At 57.6% G+C, this 23,937-nt stretch carries 19 protein-coding genes; 10 read left to right on the top strand and 9 right to left on the bottom strand.

Features of this window, described 5'->3' with window-relative positions:
- Positions 1-1,044, top strand: coding sequence for an AAA family ATPase (locus GFU70_RS17945; protein WP_153388533.1), 1,044 nt, complete (start codon positions 1-3; stop codon positions 1,042-1,044).
- 125 nt (positions 1,045-1,169) lie between these two features.
- On the opposite strand, the gene GFU70_RS17940 is transcribed toward GFU70_RS17945, so the two are convergent.
- Positions 1,170-2,792: a SulP family inorganic anion transporter gene (locus GFU70_RS17940; RefSeq protein WP_226921195.1), complete on the bottom strand. Its 1,623-nt coding sequence runs from the start codon at positions 2,790-2,792 to the stop codon at positions 1,170-1,172.
- An 880-nt stretch (positions 2,793-3,672) separates the two neighbouring features.
- On the opposite strand from GFU70_RS17940, the gene GFU70_RS17935 reads away from it, so the two are divergent.
- The 5 genes from GFU70_RS17935 (at position 3,673) to arsJ (ending at position 9,252) form a co-directional block, all read left to right on the top strand.
- Complete coding sequence (locus GFU70_RS17935; RefSeq protein ID WP_319017044.1) at positions 3,673-4,848, top strand: DUF2252 domain-containing protein; 1,176 nt, start codon at positions 3,673-3,675, stop codon at positions 4,846-4,848.
- Positions 4,849-4,931: 83 nt separating this feature from the next.
- The gene (locus GFU70_RS17930; protein ID WP_153388532.1) at positions 4,932-6,044 is read left to right on the top strand and encodes a hypothetical protein; all 1,113 of its coding nucleotides are present in this window, start codon (positions 4,932-4,934) and stop codon (positions 6,042-6,044) included.
- Positions 6,045-6,524: 480 nt separating this feature from the next.
- Positions 6,525-6,896, top strand: coding sequence for a metalloregulator ArsR/SmtB family transcription factor (locus tag GFU70_RS17920; protein WP_058542512.1), 372 nt, complete (start codon positions 6,525-6,527; stop codon positions 6,894-6,896).
- A 121-nt stretch (positions 6,897-7,017) separates the two neighbouring features.
- Positions 7,018-8,022, top strand: a complete 1,005-nt coding sequence (locus GFU70_RS17915) for an ArsJ-associated glyceraldehyde-3-phosphate dehydrogenase (protein WP_153388531.1) — start codon at positions 7,018-7,020, stop codon at positions 8,020-8,022.
- Positions 8,023-8,031: 9 nt separating this feature from the next.
- The gene (arsJ, locus tag GFU70_RS17910; RefSeq protein ID WP_153388530.1) at positions 8,032-9,252 is read left to right on the top strand and encodes an organoarsenical effux MFS transporter ArsJ; all 1,221 of its coding nucleotides are present in this window, start codon (positions 8,032-8,034) and stop codon (positions 9,250-9,252) included.
- Positions 9,253-9,369: 117 nt separating this feature from the next.
- Here arsJ and GFU70_RS17905 read toward each other — a convergent pair whose 3' ends face one another.
- The 5 genes from GFU70_RS17905 to GFU70_RS17885 all read right to left on the bottom strand — a co-directional run bounded on the left by GFU70_RS17905 (position 9,370) and on the right by GFU70_RS17885 (position 16,010).
- On the bottom strand, positions 9,370-11,853 hold the full coding sequence (locus GFU70_RS17905; RefSeq protein ID WP_153388529.1) for an arsenate reductase (azurin) large subunit: 2,484 nt from the start codon (positions 11,851-11,853) through the stop codon (positions 9,370-9,372).
- 11 nt (positions 11,854-11,864) lie between these two features.
- A complete protein-coding gene (locus tag GFU70_RS17900; protein ID WP_058542499.1) occupies positions 11,865-12,386 on the bottom strand; it encodes an arsenate reductase (azurin) small subunit in 522 nt (173 codons plus the stop codon).
- A 184-nt stretch (positions 12,387-12,570) separates the two neighbouring features.
- Positions 12,571-12,813: a thioredoxin family protein gene (locus tag GFU70_RS17895; protein ID WP_058542498.1), complete on the bottom strand. Its 243-nt coding sequence runs from the start codon at positions 12,811-12,813 to the stop codon at positions 12,571-12,573.
- Positions 12,814-12,835: 22 nt separating this feature from the next.
- Complete coding sequence (locus GFU70_RS17890; protein ID WP_153388528.1) at positions 12,836-14,278, bottom strand: permease; 1,443 nt, start codon at positions 14,276-14,278, stop codon at positions 12,836-12,838.
- 154 nt (positions 14,279-14,432) lie between these two features.
- A complete protein-coding gene (locus GFU70_RS17885) occupies positions 14,433-16,010 on the bottom strand; it encodes a lactate dehydrogenase (protein ID WP_226920921.1) in 1,578 nt (525 codons plus the stop codon).
- Between the two features lie 208 nt (positions 16,011-16,218).
- Between GFU70_RS17885 and GFU70_RS17880 the strand changes: the two genes are divergently transcribed.
- A complete protein-coding gene (locus tag GFU70_RS17880) occupies positions 16,219-17,259 on the top strand; it encodes a zinc-dependent alcohol dehydrogenase family protein (protein ID WP_153388527.1) in 1,041 nt (346 codons plus the stop codon).
- A gap of 293 nt (positions 17,260-17,552) precedes the next feature.
- Here the strand turns inward: GFU70_RS17880 and GFU70_RS17875 are convergent, their stop codons facing one another.
- Together GFU70_RS17875 and bamA are read right to left on the bottom strand one after the other, a co-directional pair.
- Positions 17,553-17,816 (bottom strand): hypothetical protein, encoded by a 264-nt coding sequence (locus GFU70_RS17875; RefSeq protein WP_003203536.1) that lies wholly within the window; start codon positions 17,814-17,816, stop codon positions 17,553-17,555.
- Between the two features lie 154 nt (positions 17,817-17,970).
- Positions 17,971-20,337, bottom strand: a complete 2,367-nt coding sequence (gene bamA, locus GFU70_RS17870) for an outer membrane protein assembly factor BamA (RefSeq protein WP_153388526.1) — start codon at positions 20,335-20,337, stop codon at positions 17,971-17,973.
- Between the two features lie 225 nt (positions 20,338-20,562).
- On the opposite strand from bamA, the gene GFU70_RS17865 reads away from it, so the two are divergent.
- The 3 genes from GFU70_RS17865 (at position 20,563) to GFU70_RS17855 (ending at position 23,062) form a co-directional block, all read left to right on the top strand.
- A complete protein-coding gene (locus tag GFU70_RS17865; RefSeq protein WP_058542360.1) occupies positions 20,563-21,246 on the top strand; it encodes a response regulator transcription factor in 684 nt (227 codons plus the stop codon).
- On the top strand, positions 21,243-22,505 hold the full coding sequence (locus GFU70_RS17860) for an ATP-binding protein (protein WP_153388525.1): 1,263 nt from the start codon (positions 21,243-21,245) through the stop codon (positions 22,503-22,505). Before GFU70_RS17865 ends, GFU70_RS17860 begins: the two co-directional genes overlap by 4 nt.
- 107 nt (positions 22,506-22,612) lie before the next feature.
- On the top strand, positions 22,613-23,062 hold the full coding sequence (locus GFU70_RS17855; protein ID WP_116641841.1) for a hypothetical protein: 450 nt from the start codon (positions 22,613-22,615) through the stop codon (positions 23,060-23,062).
- Between the two features lie 191 nt (positions 23,063-23,253).
- Here the strand turns inward: GFU70_RS17855 and GFU70_RS17850 are convergent, their stop codons facing one another.
- Positions 23,254-23,937 (bottom strand): response regulator, encoded by a 684-nt coding sequence (locus GFU70_RS17850; RefSeq protein ID WP_058542357.1) that lies wholly within the window; start codon positions 23,935-23,937, stop codon positions 23,254-23,256.

The following is a 23,937-nucleotide window of genomic DNA, read 5'->3' as shown; positions in this document are numbered from 1 at the left end:
ATGCCTTTGGTGAATGATCGCATCGACCCAAACCACCCACAGCCTGGCCTGACCAGCGCATCACCGGCAGCAGATGTGTTGACCTCACGCTTCGTCTTCAATCCCGCCCAAGTCATGGCGTTGTTGCGCAGTCGAATTGTCGGCCAAGAACACGCCATGAGCGCGGTCGAGGCGTTGCTGAACGTGGTCAAGGTCGATATTGGTGAACGTGAAAGGCCATTGACGGTGAACCTGTTCATGGGGCCGACCGGTGTCGGCAAGACCGAAATCGTCCGCCTGCTGGCACTGGCCATACACGGTCGCGCCGATGCTTTTTGTCGCATCGACATGCACACCCTGGCCCAGGAGCATTACTCGGCGGCGCTCACCGGAGCACCACCTGGTTATGTGGGGAGTAAAGAGGGCGTCAGTCTGTTCAATAGCGAATTGATTCAAGGCACCTACAGTCGCCCAGGCATCGTGCTGTTCGATGAACTGGAAAAGGCCAGCAAGGAAGTGGTGCGCAGCTTGTTGGGTATTCTTGAGAACGGCCAACTGACCTTGGCGGGCGGTAGCCGAACGCTGGATTTTCGCAATAGCCTGATCTTCATGACCAGCAACATTGGAGCCCGGCAAGCGACCACCTACAGGGAACGTTTTTCCTGCGGTTGGCGGCGCTGGCTCGGCATCGCCCCACAAGGTGAGCAGGCTATGTTGGAGCTAGCGTTGCACGCCTGGTTCGAACCGGAATTTCTAAACCGTATTGATCGCATCCTGGTTTTCCAACGCATCGAAAGCCAATGGCTGGAAGCGTTGTTGCAGATCGAACTGAACAAACTCAACCAACGGCTCGGTCAGCATCGCCGTACGCTGGTCCTGGACGTTGCGGCAAGCGACTGGCTGTGCCGAAAGCATGACCCACGCTTCGGTGCTCGGGCCCTGACAAGGCGAGTGCGGGTTGAGCTGGAGCCTGCCATCGCTGAGTGTTTGCTGGCTTATCCGCAGGCAATGCAGATGACTGCGACGGTCGAGTCAAACAGGCTCACGGTTGTTCCATTGTCGTAAGAGACGACACCGGATTGAGGTCCGCGCCAGTCCTCCCTGAGGATGCGGCCTGGTCGTCCCAGCCGATTAGTTCAGAGGTTAGATGCAATGTTTCATACCCAGGCGTAGGTGAGTCCCTCTAGTGCTTATGCCTGGTAATTTGCAACAGCTTGCTCAAGGTTGAAGAACATTCGTGTGCGGCCCAGTTCTGCCAAAGGCGAATGCATCACCATAGCCAATACGCTGGGGTTCATGCCTACGAGCAAAAGTGTCACTCCTTGATCGCGCAGTCGGCGCTCACCATCCGCCAGCATTTTGAGCGCGGTGTATTCCAGATCGAATACACCACTGAGATCAAGAGCCACAATGCGTGGTTTCGCCTGGTCGATCAAGGCGAGCATTTTTTGTCCGACTCGCTCAGCATTTGCGAAGAAGATGCGGCCTTCGGGACGAAGTAGAAGTAAATCAGTGAAATGTTCATCAAGGGGGTTGGCGTCGCTCTCTGGACGAAAAACGTTAGTGCCAGGCTTGCGAACCATCACATATACCGGCGGGTTGGAGACCTGATGAGCTAAGGCCAAAAGTGAGACGATTATTGCAACGATGATGCCTTGCAGTGTTCCAAGCATCATGACCCCCAAAGTTGCAACAAGTGCCCAGATAAACTCTGTGCGACGGACTTTGAGAATTTCTCGAAATTCGGAAGGGGCAATAAGCCCAACTGAATAGACGATAACCACAGCAGCCAATGTGGCATTGGGCATCAAGCCAATATAGGGGGCCAAAAACATGCAGGCACCCAAAGCTAAAATGGCTGTTATTAATCCAGCCAACTGAGTGTGAGCCCCCGCCAGGCGATTCACCGCAGTCTGTGTGGTGCCCCCTCCGGCAACCATGGCGCCCAGGAAGGCCCCTCCTATATTGGCGATGCCTGTCGCGATTAACTCCCGGTTTGCTTGAGGAGAGGGCTCATCGCTGTGAGTAAAGGCACGCCCCGCGGCTATTGTTTCAGTAAAACTCATCAATGCAATGCCCGCTGCAGAAGGCCAGAGCTTTGTCACCAACTCCCAATTAGGCAACGTCAAGGCAGGTAAACCGGTTGGAACATGACCGACTACCGCAAGGCCATGGTTGTCCAGCCCTAGCCAGCTCACCCCCAGAATCCCGATGACCACTGCTGCCAGTGGTGCGGGTATGGCCGGCGTAAAGCGCTTCATGGTGATCAGGATAAGCAGCATGAGCCCCCCGACGGCAACCGTTAGCAACGACGCATCAGGGATACCCTGTAATGTGGCCAAGGAATTATGGAGGAAGTTGCCCTTGTTAATATGGATGCCGATTAGTTTGGGGATTTGGTCAAGCACTATTACGATGCCAATTCCTGCCTTAAATCCTACTAGTACAGGTTCGGAGATGAAGTTGGCGACAAAGCCCATGCGCAAAAGCCCCGCCAAAGCGAGGAATCCCCCTACCAGCAAGGCTAACGTGGCTGATCCTGCCATCAAGTCTGCCAGATCGCCAGACGCACCAATCTGATCGAGTGCCGAACCAGCAAGGATGGCGAGTGTCGTAGTCGTGCTCACACTGAGTGGTCGCGACGAGCCGAGCACGGCATAAATCAGCATTGGCACCATGACCGTGTAGAGCCCTACCTGGACTGGCAGACCGGCAATGGTTGCATATGCCAGTGCTTTGGGTATGACAACCGCCGCTGTGGTCAGACCTGCGACCGTATCGCCTTTGAGCCAGCTATGCCGATAGTTGTGCATCCATTCCAGCAAGCGCTTTTGCGAGCTGCTACTCGAATGCCCCAATGTGACTTCCGACTGGTCAATCTGTTGGGGGGTATTCGATTCAGAGGGACGTCGACTCATTGAAAACTCCCGAGCGTGACTCACTTTTTTGCAAAAGCTCTCAAATCCTCAGTTTGGGAGCGCTGCGGGGGGCGTGGTTTGCTTTAAATCAACTATTCGTCGCGTACTCAAGAGTTTCTTTCCAAACCTCCAACTGCTGCGTTATTTGCCGTTTTCTCACCGTGCTGTCCAGGGTTTGAGTGCCCCCAATCCGTCTTTTCCGCATCCGTCCCATTGCTTGCATTGATTTTTGTCAGAAATGCCAATGTCGAGTGGTGTTAGCGTTTTGATAAGAATGGCTGCGCATCGGTTCGAGTCTCCGTTATGGAGCAGGGGGAGGCGGGCGAACATGAACAATGAGAGACAGGTTGCCGTCATACCATTTGCCCTGTGTTGGGGGCTTTGAGGCAGTTTTTTGGTTGTGATAAAGAACCGGCATCCCCAGTGCGCGAGCCGCCTGAAGTAACGGTCATGACGGTCACCGCCCACGACACGCCAGTGACTTTTGAGTTCGTTGCCAAGACCCAGAGCGTTGAACAAAGGAGCGGACATGTCTCACAGCAAGAAGAGTTCTATCAAAGGTACGTTGAAGAACGCGAAGAGCATGGAGAGCGATGAACCGATTTTTCGCTCGCGCAAAGAACGCCTGGAAGCAGGTGAACGTTTATCCGAGAGTTTGCCACACGCACTTCACGCCATTTGGAAGCCAAAGCGTAAGCACCGCGATCCAATTGAAATCCTGGAAGCGTCGAACCGATATCGTCTGCCCAATCTGATTCCTGTCCGCTACGGGCGCATGTTACGCAGCCCGTTCACCTTTTTGCGCGGTTCTGCCGGCGTGATGGCTCATGACTTGGCTACTACTCCGAACACAGGCATTCAGGTCCAAGCTTGCGGGGATTGTCACCTTTTGAACTTCGGACTGTTTGCGACCCCTGAGCGCAACCTGATTTTTGACATTAACGATTTCGACGAAACGCTTCCTGCCCCCTGGGAATGGGATGTGAAACGCCTGGCAATAAGTTTTGTCGTGGCCGCCCGGGACAACCGGCTCAGCGACAAAGACGCCCAGGCGATAGCGGTTGAGTGTGTTCGTGCTTATCGCGAGCGCCTGCGCAAACTGTCGAAGATGAGCCCGCTGGAGGTCTGGTATGACCACCTGGACGCTCAAATGATCGTCGACATGGCCCCAAACGAAAAAATCAAAAGAAACCGCGTTCAGTTGATCGCCAAGGCCAAAGAACGCCTCGGTGATTACCTCTATCCGACGATCACCAACGAAGTTGCGGGGCGTCGACGCCTACTCGATCAGCCACCGATCATTTTTCATATCCATGAAAAGAACTTCGCGCAACGTGTGCAGATGGCACTACGAGACTATCGATTGTCGCTACCCCTTGAACGACGTTTGCTTTTGGATCGTTACCGACTCGAAGACTTTGTCGTAAAGGCTGTCGGGATCGGCAGCGTCGGCACCTATTGTTTTGTCGGCCTGTTCTTTTCCGCGGAAAACCACCCGTTGCTCCTGCAATTCAAGGAAGCCTGCCCCTCGGTGCTGGCCCCTTTTGCGGGCAAGAGCGACTTTGAGAATCAGGGTGAACGCGTAGTCACCGGACAACGGCTGATGCAGTCCTCCAGTGACATTTTCCTGGGGTGGACGCAGGGGGAAAATGGCCGGCATTTCTTCGTTCGGCAGTTGCGGGATATGAAAATGACGGCTCCTGTGGAAGGCGCAACGGTCGATCAAATGAAGTTGTATGGTGAGTTGTGCGGTATGACCTTGGCCCGTGCCCATGCCAAATCCGGTGATGCCGCGCTCATCAGTGGCTATTTGGGAAAATCGGACAGCTTCGATCAGGCTATTGGCAAATTTGCCCGAAGCTATGCAGAACAAAACGCGAAAGATCATGCGTCGTTGGTGGCTGCTGAAAAATCAGGGCGCATCAAAGCGTTGAGAGAAGAAGACTTATGAAACGGATTTAACGCTTGGCAATCGCCTCGCATGCCAAACCCGATTGCCAGGTGCGACAAAACAATACGCTGTGAGGCAAGGTCATGGATCACGATTTTTCAGCGGCGAGGGCCGGGCCATTACCGGGCTGTACTCGTCAAATTGCGCTCTTCGTGATTGCCTGCTGGGTTACCGGGTGCACAACGATGGGACCCAGCTCGATTCAGCGTGACCGAACGGATTACAGCGCGGTCATTGCCACTACCTGGAAAGAACAGACACTGCTCAATATCGTCAAATTACGCTACGCAGATGCACCCGTGTTCCTTGAGGTTTCCTCGGTTATCGCCTCCAGCGCGATGCAGAGCCAGGTCAACTTCGCGGCGAGTTGGTATTCGGGACTTCCCAGTGATGGAAACAGCCAGGCTATAGGGGCTTCCGGCGTGTATACGGATCGTCCGACGATCAGCTACACGCCGCTTTCCGGGGAAAAATTCTCTCGCTATTTACTGCAACCCCTATCGCCGGCTGCCGTGTTTTCCCTGATTCAGGCAGGCTATCCCATCGATCGCGTCCTGCAATTGACCACAAGTGCCGTTAACGGCGTCTATAACCGATCCACATCGCCTTCGCGTTTTCGCGCAGCGGATCCGCGTTTCTACGAGTTATTGGAGGCCTTCAGGCGAATCCAGCGCTCCGAGTCGTTGGGGATGCGCATCAATCAACGAAGCAGCGATGAAAGCATGCTCGTACTGATCCCGCGGGACGTTTCCGACGACGTCGAGAACGATCGTCGAAAGGTTCGCAAAATCCTTCAGTTGAACCCCGATGCCAGCGAGCTGAATCTAACGTTTGGCATGGTGCAACGTTATGACACCGAGGTCGCGCTACTGACTCGCTCCATGTCGGAAATCTTCGTGGAGCTGGCCGCAACCATCGAGGTTCCACCGGCACATCTGCAGGAAGGGCGTGCAAACCCGGCGCCTGCTACGCCTGAGCATCCAAGCCCATGGGACGAACCATTAGTGCGCATTCACTCAAGCAAGGAGCGGCCGATCGATGCCCATACAGCCGTTCGCTATCGCGACTATTGGTTCTGGATCGATGACCGTGACATGAAATCCAAATCGGAGTTCTTGTTTGTTCTCGTCCTGTTTTCGCTGGCCGAAACGGGCGTGACACCACAGACGCCTGTGATTACCGTGCCCGCAAACTGAACGAAAACGGTGGAATCAGGTATCTGAGCAAAATCGTTGCTGGGTACGGTTTTATCCTGCGGCCAAGGTTAAAACGCCCGCCCGCAGGCGGCCTTCAGCTAACGATGTCACTGGGGCAACGCATGTTTCGGCGGTCCAGTTCTGGGCCGATGGAGTGTCTTCGGGCACTGCGTTTCCTTCAGCGCTGACCGGCCTGCGCCAGTTGGACAAAGACATTTCGCTGACCCCTTCGCGCCGGGAAACCTCTATGGGTATATGCACTTTCCAAGATGTCCCGAACCGTTCTGCTGAATGAATATCCGGTGTGACCTATAAAAAAGGGTTCTTACGGGCGTCTGTTCGCCAGTACCTGGTTTTTTCGAGATTTTCGATGCGCGGGCTTTATCTATTATTCGTAAGCTAATATATTCGGAAAACCATATATATGACGAGCCTTCACAATGACCAGCAAAGTCCATGTTCTGTCCGCTGAGAATCGATATGGCTGACCATCTGACACCGACCACTGTTTTCAAATGCCTGGCGGATGACATCCGCGTGCGCACCATGCTGCTTATCACTCGCGAAGGAGAGCTTTGTGTGTGTGAGCTGACCTGCGCGCTGAACGAGAGTCAGCCAAAAGTCTCCAGGCACTTGGCGCAGTTGCGCACCTGCGGTCTGCTTTCGGATCGTCGGCAAGGCCAATGGGTGTATTACCGACTGCACCCGAATCTCCCCGATTGGGTTCATCAAGTGCTGGCCACTACGCTGGAAAGCAACAAGCACTGGTTAAGCCCATATGCCAAACGCCTTGAGGGAATGGGTGATCGCCCTGAGCGTGCAGCCGTGTGCTGCGAAAGCCAGACCGCCTGATTACGCTGATTTGGCACGCTGTAGCCTCAGGAACATTGATCATGAGCAACAGGCGCCTTTTCTTCCTGCATAGGCCAGTTCGACAGCCAGTCGGACGCCACTGACAACAGAGCACAACAACATGACTATCAAAGTTGGCATCAATGGTTTTGGTCGGATCGGTCGCCTCGCTCTGCGAGCTGCCTGGAATTGGCCTGAGTTCGAATTCGTGCAGATCAACGATCCAGCGGGTGACGCGGCCACCCATGCGCACCTGATCAACTTCGACTCTGTGCACGGCCGTTGGCATAACGAGGCCAGCGCAGAAGGTGATCAGGTCGTGATTGGCGGCAAGCGCATCAAGGTGACCGCGAACAAAACGATTGCCGACACCGACTGGTCGGCTTGCGACCTGGTGATCGAAGCCAGCGGCAAGATGAAAACCGTGGCGGTGCTGCAGGCTTACCTGGATCAGGGCGTCAAACGTGTGGTGGTGTGTGCTCCGGTGAAGGAAAAAGGCGCGTTGAATGTCGTCATGGGCGTCAACCAGCACCTGTTCGACCCGGCGCAGCACCGCATCGTCACCGCGGCTTCTTGCACCACCAATTGCCTGGCCCCCGTCGTGAAAGTCATCCACCAAAAGCTGGGCATTCGCCACGGTTCGATCACCACCATCCACGACCTGACCAACACCCAGAGCATTCTCGATCAGCCACACAAGGACCTGCGCCGTGCGCGTGCCTGCGGCATGAGCCTGATTCCAACCAGTACCGGCTCGGCCACCGCCATTGCCGAAATCTTCCCGGAGCTGCGTGGGCGCCTCAATGGTCACGCCGTACGTGTACCGCTGGCCAATGCGTCGCTGACCGATTGCGTTTTTGAAGTCGAACGGGCCACCACCGTGGAGGAGGTCAATCAGTTCCTCAAGGACGCTTCCGAGAATGAGCTCAAAGACATCCTCGGTTTCGAGGCGCGCCCGCTGGTATCCATCGACTACCGTACCGACCCGCGGTCATCGATCATCGATGCGCTGTCGACCATGGTCATCAACGGCACCCAGGTCAAACTTTACGCTTGGTATGACAACGAATGGGGCTATGCCAATCGCGCCGTCGAGCTGGCCAAACTGGTCGGTCTGGCAGTCTGAGGGGCGGTCATGAAAGCGTTGTCAGCCCTCGCGCCGCCCGTGCGACAGTACCTGCTCGTGACGGGCAACTACTGGGCCTTCACGCTCACCGACGGCGCCTTGCGCATGTTGGTGGTGCTGCACTTTCATGCGTTGGGCTACAGCCCACTGCAAATCGCGGCGTTGTTTCTGTTCTACGAACTCTTTGGCGTGATCACCAACCTGGTGGGGGGGTACCTAGGTGCCCGGCTGGGCCTGAACCGAACCATGAACATCGGGCTGGGCCTGCAGGTCGCGGCCCTGCTAATGCTGACGGTGCCGGTCGCCTGGTTGACCATCCCCTGGGTGATGGGTGCCCAGGCGTTGTCCGGGATCGCCAAAGACCTGAACAAGATGAGCGCCAAAAGCTCCATCAAGCTTCTGGTCCCCGATGGGCAGCAGGGCAAACTCTACAAATGGGTGGCGATTCTCACCGGCTCGAAGAACGCGCTCAAGGGTGTCGGCTTCTTTCTTGGCGGGGCCCTGCTGGCACTGATCGGTTTCAAAGGCGCGTTGCTGGCTATGGCGGGTGGCCTGGCGCTGATTTGGATCAGTAGCCTGATCCTGTTGAAGAAGGACCTGGGCAAGGCCAAAGCCAAGCCCAAGTTTCGTGACATCTTGTCCAAGAGCCGGGCGATCAACATCCTTTCGGCGGCGCGGATGTTTTTGTTCGGCGCCCGTGATGTCTGGTTCGTGGTGGCCTTGCCGGTGTACCTGAGCAGTGTCTTGGGCTGGGACTTCTGGAAGGTTGGTGGCTTCCTGGCGGCCTGGGTGATCGGCTACGGCATCGTCCAGTCGTTCGCGCCCAACATCACTGGAAAGAAACGAGGGCACGTGCCGGACGGTCGAGCGGCGTTTCTGTGGGCGCTGCTACTGGCGGGTTTGCCCGCGGCCATTGCGCTGGGGCTGAACACCGGGCTGTCGCAACAGGTCGTGCTGTTGGGTGGATTGATGGTTTTTGGGGCGTTGTTCGCCGTGAACTCGTCGCTGCACAGCTACCTGATCGTGTCCTACGCCAAGGAAGACGGCGTGTCGTTGGATGTGGGTTTTTATTACATGTCCAACGCCATGGGACGACTGATCGGCACCGTACTCTCCGGCTGGGTTTACCAGGACTTTGGGTTGGGCGCATGCCTATGGATATCAAGCGCATTTGTGTGTCTGGCCGCCTTGATCTCTGTTGCTTTACCCAGGCATGCCGAGGCGATATGAAACCGTCAGACTGGACGGCCTCCTGCGCGCTACGTGCATGTGAAGAAAATGGCAGCGCCAGAATCAGCACATGTCGCAGGCATGCCATGAGCCAATCAATCTCCCGCACGATTGTCCTTAGGTACTAAACCTGCGCGTCTTGAAGCTGATCGTCTCTTTGAACTCGTCCACCTTTCCGATACGGCGAATACTCGCCCATGTTCCTTTGTAGTAGGGCACCACGTTGCGGTCGGTCCAGGGCGTGGTCAGGTCGCCCATCACGCCGTTGAAGTGTCCAAACTGCATGAAGGTCTGATTGCGTTTGATATCGGGCTCCAGATAGGCCAGCGCATAGGACGAACCGTAATCGTTGAACACCTCGACCACGTCTCCGGCTTCAATGGTCAGCGTCTTTGCATCGTCGGGATTGATTTCCAGATAAGCCATCGGCACACGCCGCCGTACGAAATCGTTGTACTGGTCGTGGTAGAGCGTTTGCCATACTTCGTTGATCCGTCCGCTGTTGATCCAGAACGGGTGCTTGGCCTTCTGTTGCGCCACCGGTTCTGGCAACCCGGGCCATGCTGCTTGTTTGAACTCTGCTTTACCGTCCGGCGTGTCGAACTTGTAATCGGTGTAGAGCATCTCAGTACCGATCAGCTTGCCGTCTCGGTATGCTTGGGTGGGCAATTGGACGCCATTGTTGCCCATGGCTTTCAGGCGTTCGTAGGTGACGAGATGTCCCGTGGTCCCGCCCTGGCTGTCGATGGGGCCAGCACCAGGCTGGCCGGCCATACGGAAGCCGTCGTTGAAGGCGTCCTCCTCGCTTTTCCAGTCGAACCCTGCAAAACGCGCTGCCATGTCCAGATTCCCTTCGTCCGTATACATCTGCCGAAGGGTGTTGGCGATAGCCGCTGCGATGAGGCAATCGGCTTTCGCCGAACCTGGGGGATCCATGAATTTCTGAGAAAGGCGCATCCGCCGTTCCCCATTCATGGAGGTGAGATTTATTTCGCCTGGATGGGCTGCCGGAAACATCACATGGGCGGCTTCCGCCAGTTTGGTCGGGTAGAGGTTGATGTTGGCGACGAAGAGCCCGCCTTTGTTTTTTACCGCGTCGTAGACCGCATCCACCCTCTGTGCGGTTGTGCCGCCGCGAATACTGGCCATGGCCTCCCTTACGATGTTGGCGCGTTTGAGAATGACCGTACGATGCTGCTCGGCATTGAGTGTGGTCTGGAAGGGATTGGCCCCCCATGCCGTATACATCATTCCTTTGCCGTTGATGATCTCCTGATCGACATATATCTTGGTATTGCCAGGATAAGGGGGGCGGGCATAACCCTCTTGATGCCCACCCATCCGCACCACGCCCGTACCTCGTCGTCCGACGTTGTGGGTCGCAAGGACCAGGTCGACCAATGCAGACTGGATCAGGTAGTTGTCATTGCCCCAGATGATTCCTTTTTCATAAGCGTGCAGGGTGTGGGGGCGGTGGCCGGAAGCTTTCGGCTTGTAGGCCCATTCGGCTGCTTGCTTGAGCTTGTCCACCGATATACCGGTAACGCGGCTGGTTTCTTCAAGCGACATTCGATTGGCTTGGAGCGCCTGCTCGAACCCTTTGGTATGGGCCGCGATAAATGCCTCGTCATGCCATTTCTGCTCGACCACATAGGTCAGCAGGCCATTGAACAGGGCGATATCCGTTCCCGGTTCGATATCCAGGTGAAGCACGTTGCCTTTACCTGCTGCCTGCTCCGCTATCGCGATGGTTGGCGTCCTGCGAGGGTCGACAAAAATTATCCTGGCTGGGACAACGGTTTCTCCAGCAAAACGCTGTTTGCGTTTGTCGACAGTCTGCCCCTGCAAGTTGGGCAGCCAATGCGCCAGGAAGTAGTTGGTTTGGGTTTCGTATGAATTGCAGCCGATGGCCACAATGACGTCGGCCAACTCTGCGTCTTCGTAGCTGTTGTTGAGTTCGCCAATGCCCATCTCGCGGGTGGCGTGGCACTCGGAGTTATAGGCCGGGCGGTTATGGATTCGCACCAATGGGGTTTGCAGTGCGGTGAACATCAATTTGCCGGTGCCCCAGGTGTTCTCGAATCCGCCTCCGGCGCCTCCATGGTCGAAGCAGTCAAAGGCGAGCGGGGCAGGCCCGTCATTATCAAGAATCTTCTTGATCACCCCAGCGTAGAGCGCCAGAGCATCATCCCAACTGGTGTCGACCCACTGGTCAGCCACATAAATGCGTGGGCTGCGCAAGCGCTCCCTGCCTACTCCGTCGGGGCTGTACATGACCTTGGCCAGTTGTCCGCCTCGTGTGGACGAGAGCCCTTTGTTAACGGCGCACTGTTTATCCGGCACGATCATGATGTTGTAGCGCTTACCGTCCTTGTCGATGATCGTGTTCTGCATGGCGGGCGTCAGGGTGGCAGCCAGGGGAGGTAATTGTGTGCGGAAGTCGAGCGCGAGTGCGTTCTCGTCGGGCGCCCGTCCACCTTCCTGATTTTCCGGCCATTTGTACACGTGATAACCGCAACCCACGATGCAGAAGTGGCAGGTCAGGTTGGTCTTTTGGGCATCTGTGGGGGGCAGTGCCACACGATCTTTGTTGGTTGCCATTTTGAATCTCCTTATGAAAGGAGGTTGGACTGACGTCCGTAGATCAACCCTTCGACGGCAACTGCACGTACCGAATCGTCTTTGGGGTTGTACTCAAGCACGATGCTTGGCAAGTTCTCAGTGGCCTGCCCGGAAACCATCTGGCCAATATTCTCAGGGTCGAACAGGCTGAAATGGCAGGGGCATTTGAACACCTTTTGTCCTGGGTCGTAGGCCACTGGACAGCCCATGTGCGTGCACAAGGTGCTGTAGGCCACGATGTCGCGCTCCGGACCGACCCCCCCTGGAACGGGAGCGCCCATCTTGATCAATGCGCAAGGTGATGCCGCGTCGGGATAAGAAAACAGGACGGGTGTATTGACCGGCAAATCCTGCGCTTTGGCGAGCGCGTTCATGGGGTAGGGGAGATTGACTCGTCCCTCTGCCGTTGGCTTGGGTGTCGCGGCTTGTGTGAGTTTGGGCAGACCTATCGCCACGCTTGCAGCAATGCCGCCTCCTGCTTTTAGCAAGAGCCTTCTGGATATCGATGTCATTTCCGCCTCCACATTGCGCTTGCGATGCAGTCGGCCCCCACCTCTGTCGTCAGCTGCTTTACTTCAACTTAGTGAGCGTAGTAGACCGCTCGGTTGTTTGGCCCTAATGGCTCGAGTAACCCTCTATTTCGTCCGGTTTTGTCGACATTTCCGACTGACGGGATGCCAGGCCGTTGTGACCTTGTCATTGCGCCGTCGAAATCCAGCCCTGGATATCCGCAACCGTCGGAATCTTCCCGCTGCTTACAACCTTCTCGTTGATCACCAGCGCCGGCATGGAGAGGACGTCATAAGTGATCATCTTGCCCATGTCGGTGATTTTTTCGAATTCGGCCTGGATACCCAGATTCTGCGCGGCTTGACGGGCCACGGCCTCCAGTTTCCTGCAGTTGGCGCACCCTGAACCGAGGATTTTGATGTTCAGCATTGGAAGCTCCCGAGTGTGAAAGTCAGCTTGCTGTTTGTTTACGCTGAAAACGGATCAACTGGAAAATCGCAGCGGTCATGGCCAGCAAGACCGCCACGCCCGCACCCAGGGGCAGCCAGCCGGTGCCATCGACCCAGGCACCGTAGAGCAGGCCTGCCACGATGCTGAACGCAGCGACCAACCCGACATAAGCGGCGGTCTTCTTGCGACCCATCACCGCCGCCACCATGAGCATGCTCTGCAAGCTGAGTTCCGGATCTGCCATCAGGTAGGCCAAGAGCGGGCCAGGATGCATGCCCAGATCAAGGAACATGCGTGCGACGGGTACTTCAACCAACGTTGGGAAGTACATGAACACGCCGAACCCTACTGCCGTGGCATTGGCGGGCACTGAATTGCTGCCTGCCAGGCTTTCAATCCATTCGGGTCGAATCACCTGGCGAACCATGCCGACGATGAAGACACCCACCACCAGCACAATGAATATCTGCTTGACGAAGCGCCAGGCTTCCCACAGCCAGCTTTGCCAGTCTTCGGCTGGCAGTTTTCGGGCAAAGTGCCAAACGGACAGCAGGGCCAATGCGACACCGAACACGCGACCGGTGAATATGAAAACCAAGGTGCCAGGTTCTGGCGTCAGGCGCATCGAGGCAATCAGCAAAGTACTCGCAGCCAGGCCCAGTGCAACCCATGTCCAACCATTGGCACCTTCGGTGATGTTATCCAGGCCACGCTTGGCCGTGGCGGCAATCATCAGGAGCAGGACGATGAGTACAGACCCTTGCAAGCTCACGCCTTCCTCTCCTTTGCTGGCGTCATAGGGAACCCATTCAAACAGGGTGTCTTGCCACGCTTGGGCCCAGGACAGCGGGACTTCGATGCTGATCAGGCCTGCGGTCAAAGGCCACAGTTGCAAGGTGCCCGCGATCAGCAGGACTACCAAAGACAGCAGTATGCCCAGGGCAGGCCCGCCAATGCGGGCCTTCTCTGCGAACAAGGCATCTGCCTGTGCATCGTGGGCCAGGTCGTCTTTCCAGAACAGAGTCGCCATTATCAAGCCAATACCGATGCCGAAGATCAGGCACAGGATCAAACGGGCGATTGCAAACTCCGCTCCCAGAATGTTGCCGGTATAGGCGAGGGCCATGATATTTCCTGCCGGGGCAAAAAATAGAAAGGTGATCGCCGGACCGATACCCGCGCCTTTGCGGTACACGCCCGCGAACAAAGGAACAATCGTGCAGGAGCAGACGGCAATCAATGACCCGGCCAGTGCCGCCGCAGGGTAGGAAACATAGACAGGTGCATGTCGACCCAGCCAGTGCGTGATGCTGGCTTTAGGAATGAGTGCTGCCATGGCCCCGGCAATGAAAAACGCTGGCAACAGGCAGAGCAGGACGTGAGCGGCCAGGTAGGAAGCCAGACTGCCAGCTCCACCATTGGCTAACTTGAGCAGGAGGTCCATGGCAAACCCTGGAGCAAGATCATTGAAAGTCGAGTTTCAAGGTATTTGCTGTGCGCTGAATGGGCTTGACGTAGATCAGTTGCATGCAGAAAAACTTTGCGTAATTTGCCAGATATTGCCCGGCGCCGAGGGCGGCTCATGGCAATCTGGCGTGTCAGCGCACCAGCGCCGAAGGGTTTTCCTGCAGCAGCACCGAACTGTGGAGGGTAGCGAGCGCTTCCTTCAATAAGGATTGTTCCTGCGCATCCTTGGATTTCTTGCTTTCCTTGGCGGCGTATTCCAGCAATACCAAATGACTGCGGCTGGTTGAAGCCTCCTTCGGCACCACTGTCTCTTCAACCATTTTGCCCATGACGTACTGTTGTGTCCGTGTGTCCTGGCTGGCGTTTTGCGTGACGGAGGCTCTGGTCAGCCGGCCGTCCTTGTAGGCGAGGCTGGCCGAGCTGCTGGCCTTGTCATTCACTTCTACGTAGCGATAGTTCTGCGAGTCGGGAGTTGTGCCGAGCACCGGTGCTTTCCCACCCTTCAGGCTCTTGTGATAACTGGCCGATAGACTCGATTGCTGGACTTGATCGATGCTGCGATTGCGCATGATGGAGCCTTTGACGAGCGTTTTTTGCGACAGGTTATAGGCAAAGCTATCGACTTCAGACAGGCGCATCGGGTTGGACGCGTTGTGGGTCTGAGTGATGGATGCCTCGAAGTCTGCCAGTCCGGTCAGCAGACCTTTGTCCGCCGCGTTACGGGTCAATGGCTCTGTGGGGGTAGCGCCCTGTGGATAGTGGCTGTTCATGGCGCTGAAGGCGTCCTTGAACATCTCCATCAGGGCTGCCTTGGCACTGCCACGCTCCTGCACCCGATCAAACTGGGCAAGGTAGCTGTTCAGTGCGTTGGCCTGTTGCTTGGCATCGCCCAGGATTGCGCTGTTCTTCAGATCTACGCTCAGGTTCAATTCGCCATCCGGACCACGCATTTGCGTGGTCCGGCTCTGGCTGTCGGCGCGGTAGGCGAGGGTCAGGTCCTCACCGTCCATGCCCTTGAGCTTGGCGTTCAGGTCGATGGAGGCCAATACGCTGGAGTCGAACTGCGTCAGCTTGCCCAGGTCGAGCTTGGGAGGCTCGGCGGTCAACCCATCGACAGCGGCCTGGAAGGCACTGCCCAGAACGCCAATCGCCTTGAGTTCGTCCTCGCTCAGCGGGCCACCGTCTACCGTGGCCTGAACGCCAAGTCCATCGTCCTGGCTGGTCAGGCTGAAGGTGACCGTCTTGCCGCTGGCGGTCTTGATGCTGAGACTGATCAGGTTGTCGGCTTTATTGTGCAGCAGCGTCTGTTCGGATTTTATCTCGGCGGCGTTATGAGCCTTGTCCTGGGTGGTATGGAACACTGACTGGGAAATGCTCGAACCACTCTTGGCGAACTGCTCCACCAGGGCCGCACCCAGGCCTTGGAAGCGGTTGGCGATCGACAGCGACCTGGGGTTGGTCCCCATGACGCGAGTGACGGCATCCTGACTTGTCTTTTCCCAGACACGAACAATCTCCTGGCCAGGCAGTTGCCCGAGTCGGGTGTAGGTCTGTGATTCGACATCGACCCCGGGGTTGCCCAGGCTGACAGTTGCCGATGGTCGAGCCGGCAAGGCATCAGCACTCTCGATTACCGTTGCAGGCGATGACGCAACGGCGGAGCGAGTCTGGATGGCAATAGCAGAGCTGATCGGGGATAGGGTAGTCATGACAGTCCGTGTCGACAGAGCAGGGTTACGCCCAATGTAGTGAATCCACCGTTCGATTGAAAGCGTGGATGTTGAAATAAGTGGCAGAGAGCCATGATGCAATGTCAGGCAGGGGCGGATCAGTGCTGCGTGATCAAGCCGTCTGATAGTAGATTGAGCCCAAGCCGCTTGATCCTGTATGGCGCTTATCCAAAGTAGAGGGATTCTCATGAAAGCCGTAGTTTACGAAGCCTTTTCCCAACCCCCGCGCTTGATGACCGTCGAAGATCCGACCCCCGAGCGTCACGGTGTGGTTGTTCAGGTCCTCGGCACGGGTGTATGCCGGAGCGACTGGCACGGCTGGAAAGGTCATGATCCTGACATTCAACTGCCTCATGTGCCCGGTCACGAATTGGCAGGGATCGTGGCTGAGGTCGGTAAAGAGGTCACAAGATGGAAGGTGGGCGATCGCATTACCGTTCCTTTTGTAGGTGGCTGCGGGGCTTGCCCGCAATGCAATAGCGGCAACCAGCAGGTGTGCCACAGCCAGTTTCAGCCGGGCTTCACCCATTGGGGTTCTTTCGCCGAGTATGTGGGGATTCACAAGGCGGATTTGAACCTGGTCGCGCTACCTGAAACCATGGATTTCGCCACGGCGGCGAGCCTGGGCTGTCGCTTCGTCACCTCGTTCCGCGCGGTGGTCGATCAAGGCAAGGTCTCGGCGGGCCAGTGGGTGGCGGTTCATGGTTGTGGTGGCGTGGGACTGTCCGCGGTGATGATCGCCAACGCTATCGGGGCGAATGTCATCGCCATCGATATCGCGGACGATAAGCTCAAGCTTGCCCAGTCGCTGGGTGCCGTCGCGACGGTCAACGCAAGCCAGGTGGCGGATGTCACCGAGGCGGTACTCGAGATTACGAAGGGCGGCGCTCATGTTTCGCTGGATGCCCTGGGCCATCCAACCACCTGCTTCAACTCCATCAATAATCTGAGACGGCGCGGCAGGCATGTCCAGGTCGGTTTGATGCTGGCGGACCACAGCACGCCGGCGATCCCCATGAGCAAGGTCATTGCCTATGAGCTGGAGATATGCGGCAGCCATGGCATGCAGGCTCACCGTTACGGCGCGATGATGGAAATGATCACGTCCGGCAAGCTTGCGCCTGACAAACTGGTGGGCAAGACCATCAGCCTCGAACAATCGATCGATGCGCTCATGAACATGGACCGGTTTGACACGGCAGGGGTGACGGTTGTAACGCAGTTCTAGGCGTTCGCCGCCAACCGAACGAGGCTGCGATCTTTCCCTACCACTTGAGTCCCAAGCGAAAGATCAAAAGATCGCAGGCTCCGCCAGCTCCTACAGGGCCAGGCCAAAGATCGCCGCAACCACGCTTAAAAAATGAACTTGAACAGCGCAATGACCACGATCAGGCCGATCAGGAAAATGATACCTACGGTACCGCCAAGGAATTTCAACATAAGAACGCTCTCATCGGATGGGCTTAATCGTCTAGACCGCTACCGATAACGCTCGTTTCGTTGAATATTCATTCGTGGTGATCAATGAACCGCAAAGGACCTTGGCACCGGCACATGCTCGAATTTTGAAATGGTCTTGATCCAGTAGCGGCGATAGTCCGTCTGGTCCGGTGCCAGCGGTTTGTGGCTGGACCATGGGTGTTTCTCCTTCAGGCTGGCGCGGTACGCTTCCCATTCCTTCTGTTCGGCCACTTCCCGGGCTTTGCTCCGGTCATCGAACCAGCCCAGGACGTAAGCTTCGCCCTGGTCCGTGCCGTGCGCTATCAGCAAATAAATCTCTGTCATGACTGACCTACCGTTCTGTCCTGCGCCCCCGGTTGCGGGGTCTTATCCTGGGTATCGGCCGTTATTCTCCTTTTTTGAGATTTATTGATGAGCTGCGTTTATTGCGGATCTGGGCGGTGAGGAGCAACCCCTGCTCATGACTGACCCCACCCGCTTAAAACGTTTGCCCCAAGGAAAACTGAAACACCTGCGTATCCGCGTTCTCAGGCGTGCGTACCGGAAAGGCCACGTTGGCGCTTAACGGGCCCAGTGGGCTATACCAGGTCACCCCGACCCCCACCGAACTGGCCATCTGGCTGAGATCGACCCCGTCGCATCCCTGGGTGGTGCTCAGGTAGCACTTGTCGGAGTAGACGCTGCCGACGTCCCAGAACACCGAGGTGCGCAGTGATTTGTTGTCTTTGATGAAGGGCAGTGGGAACAGGTATTCCACGCCGCCGGTGATGAGTATGTTGCCGCCCAGTGACTCGGTGTCCCGGTCGGAGTAATAGGCTTGGCCGGCGCTGGCGTAGGTGCCGGTGGCCGGTGTGTTGCGCGGGCCGAGGGTGCCGCTTTCAAAGCCGCGCACCGAGCCTTCGCCACCGGCGGTGTAGTTTTCATAGAACGGCAGGCCGTCTGTGGAGCCGTAGCTGTTGCCGTAGCCGAGCTTGGTGTGCAAGCGCAGCGAGGTGGCGTCGCTGACCGGCAGGAACGTCTGCCCGGTGTAGTCGATCTTGTAGAAGCTCAGGTCGCTGCCGGGCACCGTCGCCATCAGGTTCAGGCTTTGCGAATGCCCACGGGTGGCCAGCACACCCTTGTTCAGGGTCGATTCGGACCAGCCGAGGTTGGCCTTGAAGTTGGTGAAGTCCTTGCCTTCGCGCTCGATGAAATCGTAGATCTCATCGGCGCTGTAGGTCCCTGGTTCGATGCTGTCATGTTGCACCGTTACGCCGAAATTCAACCTTGAGGTTTCATTGATCGGGTAGCCGAGGGAGGTGCCGGCGCCATAGCTATTGATGGAATAGTACGAATTATCGTCGTCGTAGTATTCGTTGTAGTCGGTGGCGTTGTAGAAGGCGTTATAACCCAGGCTTACGCCGTCCGGGGTGAAGTAGGGGTCGGTAAAGCCGATGTTGTACTTGCTTTGGTAGGACGAGCGGGTCAGGCCCAGGCTGGCGTAGTTGCCGGTGCCGAGAAAGTTGTTCTGGGTGATCGAGCCGCCAAGGATCAGGCCGGCGCTTTGCGAGAAGCCGACGCTGGCGCTGATCGAGCCGGAAGCCTGCTCTTCGACGCTGTAGTTCACATCGACCTGGTCATCGACGCCCGGCACGGCCGGGGTCTCGACGTTGACTTCCTTGAAGAAGCCCAGGCGCTCCAGGCGGGTCTTGGACTGGTCGATCAGGTAGGTCGAGGCCCAGCCACCTTCCATCTGGCGCATTTCACGGCGCAGCACTTCGTCTTCGGACTTGGTGTTGCCACGGAAGTTGATGCGGTTGACGTAGGCGCGCTTGCCCGGGTCGACGGCGAAGGTGATGTCGACGGTATGGTCTTCATCGTGCGGCTGTGGCACGCCGTTGACGTTGGCGAAGGTGTAGCCCTCGTTACCCAGGCGACGGGTGATCAGCTCGGACGTGGTGGTCATCAGCTTGCGCGAGAACACCTGGCCCTTCTGCACCAGCAGCAGCGACTTGACCTGGTCTTCAGGCACTTTCAGGTCACCGCTGAGCTTGACGTCACGAACGGTGTACTTCTCGCCTTCGTTGACGTTGACGGTGATGTAGACGTGCTTCTTGTCCGGGGTGATGGACACCTGGGTCGACGCGATGTCCATGTTGATGTAGCCACGGTCCAGGTAGTAGGAACGCAGGCGCTCCAGGTCACCGGAGAGTTTTTCACGGGCGTACTTGTCGTCGTTCTTGAAGAACGACAGCCAGTTGGTGGTCTTGAGCTCGAACAGGTCCATCAGGTCTTCGTCAGGGAAAACCGTGTTGCCCACCACGTTGATGTGCTGGATGGCCGCCACGGTGCCTTCGTTGATGTTGACCTTCAGGCCGACGCGGTTGCGCGGCTGCGGCACCACTTCGGTGTCGACGGTGGCCGAGTAGCGGCCCTGGGCAACGTACTGGCGTTGCAGTTCGTTACGCACACCCTCGAGGGTGGCGCGCTGGAAGATCTCGCCTTCGGCCAGGCCGGATTGCTTGAGGCCCTTCATCAGGTCTTCGGTGGAGATCGCCTTGTTGCCTTCGATCTCGATACTGGCGATGGAGGGGCGCTCGACGACGGTGATGACCAGCACATCACCGTCGTGCCCCAGTTGGATGTCCTGGAAAAAACCGGTCCTGAACAGTGCACGCGTGGACTCCACCAGGCGTCGCTCGTCTGCGTTATCGCCGACGTTCAAGGGCAAGGCACCAAAGACACTGCCTGCGGAGACGCGCTGCAGGCCATTGATACGAATATCGGAAATCTTGAAGCCTTGGGCGTGGGCAAGTGTGACATTGAGCAGCAGTGCAGCCGAGCAGAGCAGGCGCGAAAAATTCATCAAGATCTTATCCAGGACACATCGACAGGTGGTGTAGGTGGACGCGGATATCTCACCGCAAGACGAGTCACCGCGGGAGCGAGCGGGCTGGTGGCGAGCAAGCATAAAAGTTCGCTGCGTTTGGTGCGGTTAACCCAATGTCAAGTTAGGTAAAGGTTGGCCCGTGGCGATGACGGTGCGCGGCGCACGGGCGATAATGGACCGACACCTACTCAAGAGCGCCCCATGATCTCTGTATTGCTAGTCGACGATGACCAGGAACTGACGGGAATGCTCAGCCAATACCTGGAGCGCGAAGGCTTTGAGGCGACTGCCGTGCACACCGGGGAGGAGGGCGAGGTGCAAGCGCTGTCCGGTCGCTACAGCATCGTGGTGCTGGACGTGATGCTGCCGCGGTTGTCGGGTATCGAGGTGCTCAGGCGCATTCGGGCCGTGAGCCGGGTGCCGGTGGTGTTGCTGACGGCCCGTGGCGACAACATCGACAAGATCACCGGCCTGGAGCTGGGCGCCGATGACTATGTGCCCAAGCCCAGCTCACCGGGGGAACTGGTGGCGCGTTTGCGGGCGATCATGCGCCGGGTGCAGCCAGCGGATCAGCCCTGCGGTGAAGTGATCAGGACCGGGCCGCTGGTCCTGTGGCCTGGCAAGCGCCAGGCGCTCTGGCAGGGGCGCGAGCTGGGGGTGACCAGCACCGAGTTCAGTTTGCTCGAGGAGCTGGCCCGCTGTGCCGGGCAAGTGGTGAGTAAACAGAACCTGTCGCTCAATGCCCTGGGTTGTCCCTTGACTCGCTATGACCGGCGCATCGATGTGCACATCAGCAGCATTCGCCACAAGCTGGGACCGCGGCCCGATGCCAAGGCCTGGATCCAGAGCGTGCGGGGCCTCGGTTACCTGTTGATCGCCGAATGATGAAGCCCAGCCGGCTGTTCTGGAAACTGTTCCTGGCGTTCTGGCTCGCCACCAGCTTGACGTTTCTGGTGGGGTTGGGCCTCTTGGTCATGGGCAGTCCCAAGCCAGGTGATCCTCATCTGGAAACGGTCCTTGCCACTGAAGAGCAGCTATTGCGCCAGTTTGGCATCGAGTCGGGCCGGCAACTGCTGGCAGTGTGGGAACACCCGGATGACCAGGCCATCGGCGTCTATGACAGTGCCGGTCAGTTGTTGGCCGGCACGCCGGTGCCGCAACCGGCCTACGAGCGATCGGTTATCAGCAAAGAGGGCATCGTGCTATCGCTCAAGTCAACCCATCCCCTGGACAAAAAAGGCGACAGAGGGCCGAGCCACTGGACGCCGTTGATCATCGGCACAGTCATGAGTGCACTGTTCAGCGGCTACATGGCGTTCTACCTGGCATGGCCGCTGGCCTATCTTCGGCGCGCCATGAGTGACGTGGCCCAGGGGCGCTTCGAGACCCGGGTCAAGCCGATCATGGGTGCGCGACGTGATGAAATCGTCGATCTGGCCGAAGACTGCGACCGAATGGCTAACCAGCTGAAGCTGTTGGTAGACGCCCAGCAACACTTGTTGCACGACATTTCCCATGAATTGCGCTCGCCATTGACCCGTATGCAAGCGGCCATCGGACTGCTGCAGCAGGATCCGGCTCGCCTGGAAATGGTGGAACGCATTGACCGCGAGTCGGTGCGCATGGACACGCTGATCGAGGCGCTGTTGACCCTGGCACGCTTGCAGGGGCGACCGGAGAGTATCGAGCGCGAACCCATCGATATCGTCGAGTTGCTGTCGGTGATCGTCGAGGACGCTCGATTCGAAGCGCAAATGAAAGGCTGCCAGGTCACTTTGCAGGCGTGCCCGGCCTTTGTCAGCCGGGGCAGCGGCGAGCTGTTGTATCGGTGTTTCGAGAACGTCATTCGAAACGCGGTGCGCCATACCCGGCCAGACACCACGGTGATGGTCGTGGCCCAGGTCAATGGCGACGCAGACGGCCTGACGGTGCAGATCAGTGATCAGGGTCCAGGTGTTGAACATTCGCGGTTACAGAGCATCTTCAACCCGTTCGAACGGGGCTTGAACGAAGCCAGTGCCGGCTTCGGCCTGGGCCTGGCCATTGCCTCAAGGGCCGTGGAGATACACGGCGGCACCATCTTGGCGTACAACGGGCCGTCCGGTGGGCTGAGCGTGGAAATCAGCTTGCCCTGTCGGGCATGATCTTTACACGATATTACATTGGCTTGACGGCCCTGTACGCCCCGCCTCAGTAGACTTTGCGCTCAAACTTACTCAGCGTTTGCTGAGGTTACAGCGTGGAGGTGCTCATGTTTCTGGTTCATAAGAAGGGCTTCGTTCCCGGCAAGAGAATGGTCGACGGCCTGGTGCCTTATGACTTCTTCTGCGAAGACAATCCGAGCCTTAACCTGTTTGTCTTCACCGGCTCCGCCACCCCGGGCAAAGTGGTCGAGGAACAGACACTCTGGGGGTTTACCCGTCTGGAACGCTTTGAAGCGCTGAGCGGCACCCTGGTGTCGAACAAAAAGCAGGAAGGCTGGTTCCAGAAGGTCAATGTACTCACCGGCCCCGCCCAGAACGGCACGCAAGGCGTGAAGTTCCAGCGGGTGCTGAAAATCATCAAGCACAGCGATGCATCGGGGCGGGTTGCCAGCAAGGCCGACTACGAGATCCAGACGGACGAAGGCGACACCTACTTCACCCGTCGGCCTGCTACGGGGGGCAGCGCCCAAACCATTATCTATTCGGCGGATCAATAGGCTCGACTTATCCGGGGGCGTAGTTTTTACGGGCGGGATTTCAGGGTTTTGGGTGTATATCCGTTGCTGCGGTAACGGCGGCTTAGGGTTCCGCCCTGACGTGAGGGCGGAACCCTAAGCAGCCGTTACCGCAAAAAACGGATATGTACCCATCCTCCCGTTCACCAAGACGCACCCCAAGACGCACCGCTTCAAACGTCAGCAAGCTGAAACCGATAACCCACCCCATACAACGACTCGATAGGATTCTCCGCCGGGCAGGCCTGTTCAAGCTTGCGCCGCAGATTACGGATATGGCTGTCAACCGTACGATCAGTGACCACCCGGTGATCGGAATAGATCCGGTCGAGCAATTGATCGCGGGAAAACACCCGCCCCGGGGACTGGGCCAGCGTGCTGAGCAAGCGCAGTTCCAAGGGCGTCAGGTCCAGGGCGACGCCATCAAGTGACGCCTGGTAGCGGTCTTCGTCAATCAGCAGGCGCGCCGGTGCGGTGACCACCAGTTGCGGGCTGCGCCGCAGGATCGCCTTGACCCTGGCCACCACTTCACGCGGGCTGAAGGGCTTGCAGATGTAGTCGTCGGCCCCCAGGTCCAACCCGAGCAGGCGATCCACTTCCTCCACGCGGGCGGTGATCATGATGATCGGCACGGCGCTGAAGCTGCGCAGCTCCTGGCACACTTGCAGGCCGTCGCGCCCCGGCAGCATCAGGTCGAGCAGGATCAACCGCGGCGCGCTGGCCCGTACCGCCGGCACCACCTGAAGGCCATTGTCCAGGCACTGGGTCGCATAGCCGGCGGCGATCAGGTAGTCGCGCATCAATGCGGCCAGTTTGGGTTCGTCTTCGACGATAAGGATTGGACTGTCATGGGTCAT

It is taken from the genome of Pseudomonas brassicacearum (assembly GCF_009601685.2).
Taxonomy (GTDB): Bacteria; Pseudomonadota; Gammaproteobacteria; order Pseudomonadales; family Pseudomonadaceae; genus Aquipseudomonas; species Aquipseudomonas kilonensis_B.
The sequence above is the reverse complement of the archived record's forward strand: the minus strand, read 5'-3'. Positions and strand labels throughout refer to the sequence as shown.

What these genes read in the sequence shown, in the direction of transcription:
- GFU70_RS17865 (WP_058542360.1), top strand. Translation starts at nt 20,563, where the DNA reads ATGATCTCTGTATTGCTAGTCGACGATGACCAGGAACTGACGGGAATG.
- GFU70_RS17875 (WP_003203536.1), bottom strand. Translation starts at nt 17,816, where the DNA reads ATGACAGAGATTTATTTGCTGATAGCGCACGGCACGGACCAGGGCGAA.
- GFU70_RS17900 (WP_058542499.1), bottom strand. Translation starts at nt 12,386, where the DNA reads ATGACATCGATATCCAGAAGGCTCTTGCTAAAAGCAGGAGGCGGCATT.
- GFU70_RS17920 (WP_058542512.1), top strand. Translation starts at nt 6,525, where the DNA reads ATGGCTGACCATCTGACACCGACCACTGTTTTCAAATGCCTGGCGGAT.
- GFU70_RS17850 (WP_058542357.1), bottom strand. Translation starts at nt 23,937, where the DNA reads ATGACCCATGACAGTCCAATCCTTATCGTCGAAGACGAACCCAAACTG.
- GFU70_RS17860 (WP_153388525.1), top strand. Translation starts at nt 21,243, where the DNA reads ATGATGAAGCCCAGCCGGCTGTTCTGGAAACTGTTCCTGGCGTTCTGG.
- bamA (WP_153388526.1), bottom strand. Translation starts at nt 20,337, where the DNA reads ATGAATTTTTCGCGCCTGCTCTGCTCGGCTGCACTGCTGCTCAATGTC.
- GFU70_RS17895 (WP_058542498.1), bottom strand. Translation starts at nt 12,813, where the DNA reads ATGCTGAACATCAAAATCCTCGGTTCAGGGTGCGCCAACTGCAGGAAA.
- GFU70_RS17880 (WP_153388527.1), top strand. Translation starts at nt 16,219, where the DNA reads ATGAAAGCCGTAGTTTACGAAGCCTTTTCCCAACCCCCGCGCTTGATG.
- GFU70_RS17930 (WP_153388532.1), top strand. Translation starts at nt 4,932, where the DNA reads ATGGATCACGATTTTTCAGCGGCGAGGGCCGGGCCATTACCGGGCTGT.
- GFU70_RS17905 (WP_153388529.1), bottom strand. Translation starts at nt 11,853, where the DNA reads ATGGCAACCAACAAAGATCGTGTGGCACTGCCCCCCACAGATGCCCAA.
- GFU70_RS17890 (WP_153388528.1), bottom strand. Translation starts at nt 14,278, where the DNA reads ATGGACCTCCTGCTCAAGTTAGCCAATGGTGGAGCTGGCAGTCTGGCT.
- GFU70_RS17940 (WP_226921195.1), bottom strand. Translation starts at nt 2,792, where the DNA reads ATGCACAACTATCGGCATAGCTGGCTCAAAGGCGATACGGTCGCAGGT.
- GFU70_RS17945 (WP_153388533.1), top strand. Translation starts at nt 1, where the DNA reads ATGCCTTTGGTGAATGATCGCATCGACCCAAACCACCCACAGCCTGGC.
- GFU70_RS17885 (WP_226920921.1), bottom strand. Translation starts at nt 16,010, where the DNA reads ATGACTACCCTATCCCCGATCAGCTCTGCTATTGCCATCCAGACTCGC.
- GFU70_RS17935 (WP_319017044.1), top strand. Translation starts at nt 3,673, where the DNA reads ATGTTACGCAGCCCGTTCACCTTTTTGCGCGGTTCTGCCGGCGTGATG.
- GFU70_RS17855 (WP_116641841.1), top strand. Translation starts at nt 22,613, where the DNA reads ATGTTTCTGGTTCATAAGAAGGGCTTCGTTCCCGGCAAGAGAATGGTC.
- arsJ (WP_153388530.1), top strand. Translation starts at nt 8,032, where the DNA reads ATGAAAGCGTTGTCAGCCCTCGCGCCGCCCGTGCGACAGTACCTGCTC.
- GFU70_RS17915 (WP_153388531.1), top strand. Translation starts at nt 7,018, where the DNA reads ATGACTATCAAAGTTGGCATCAATGGTTTTGGTCGGATCGGTCGCCTC.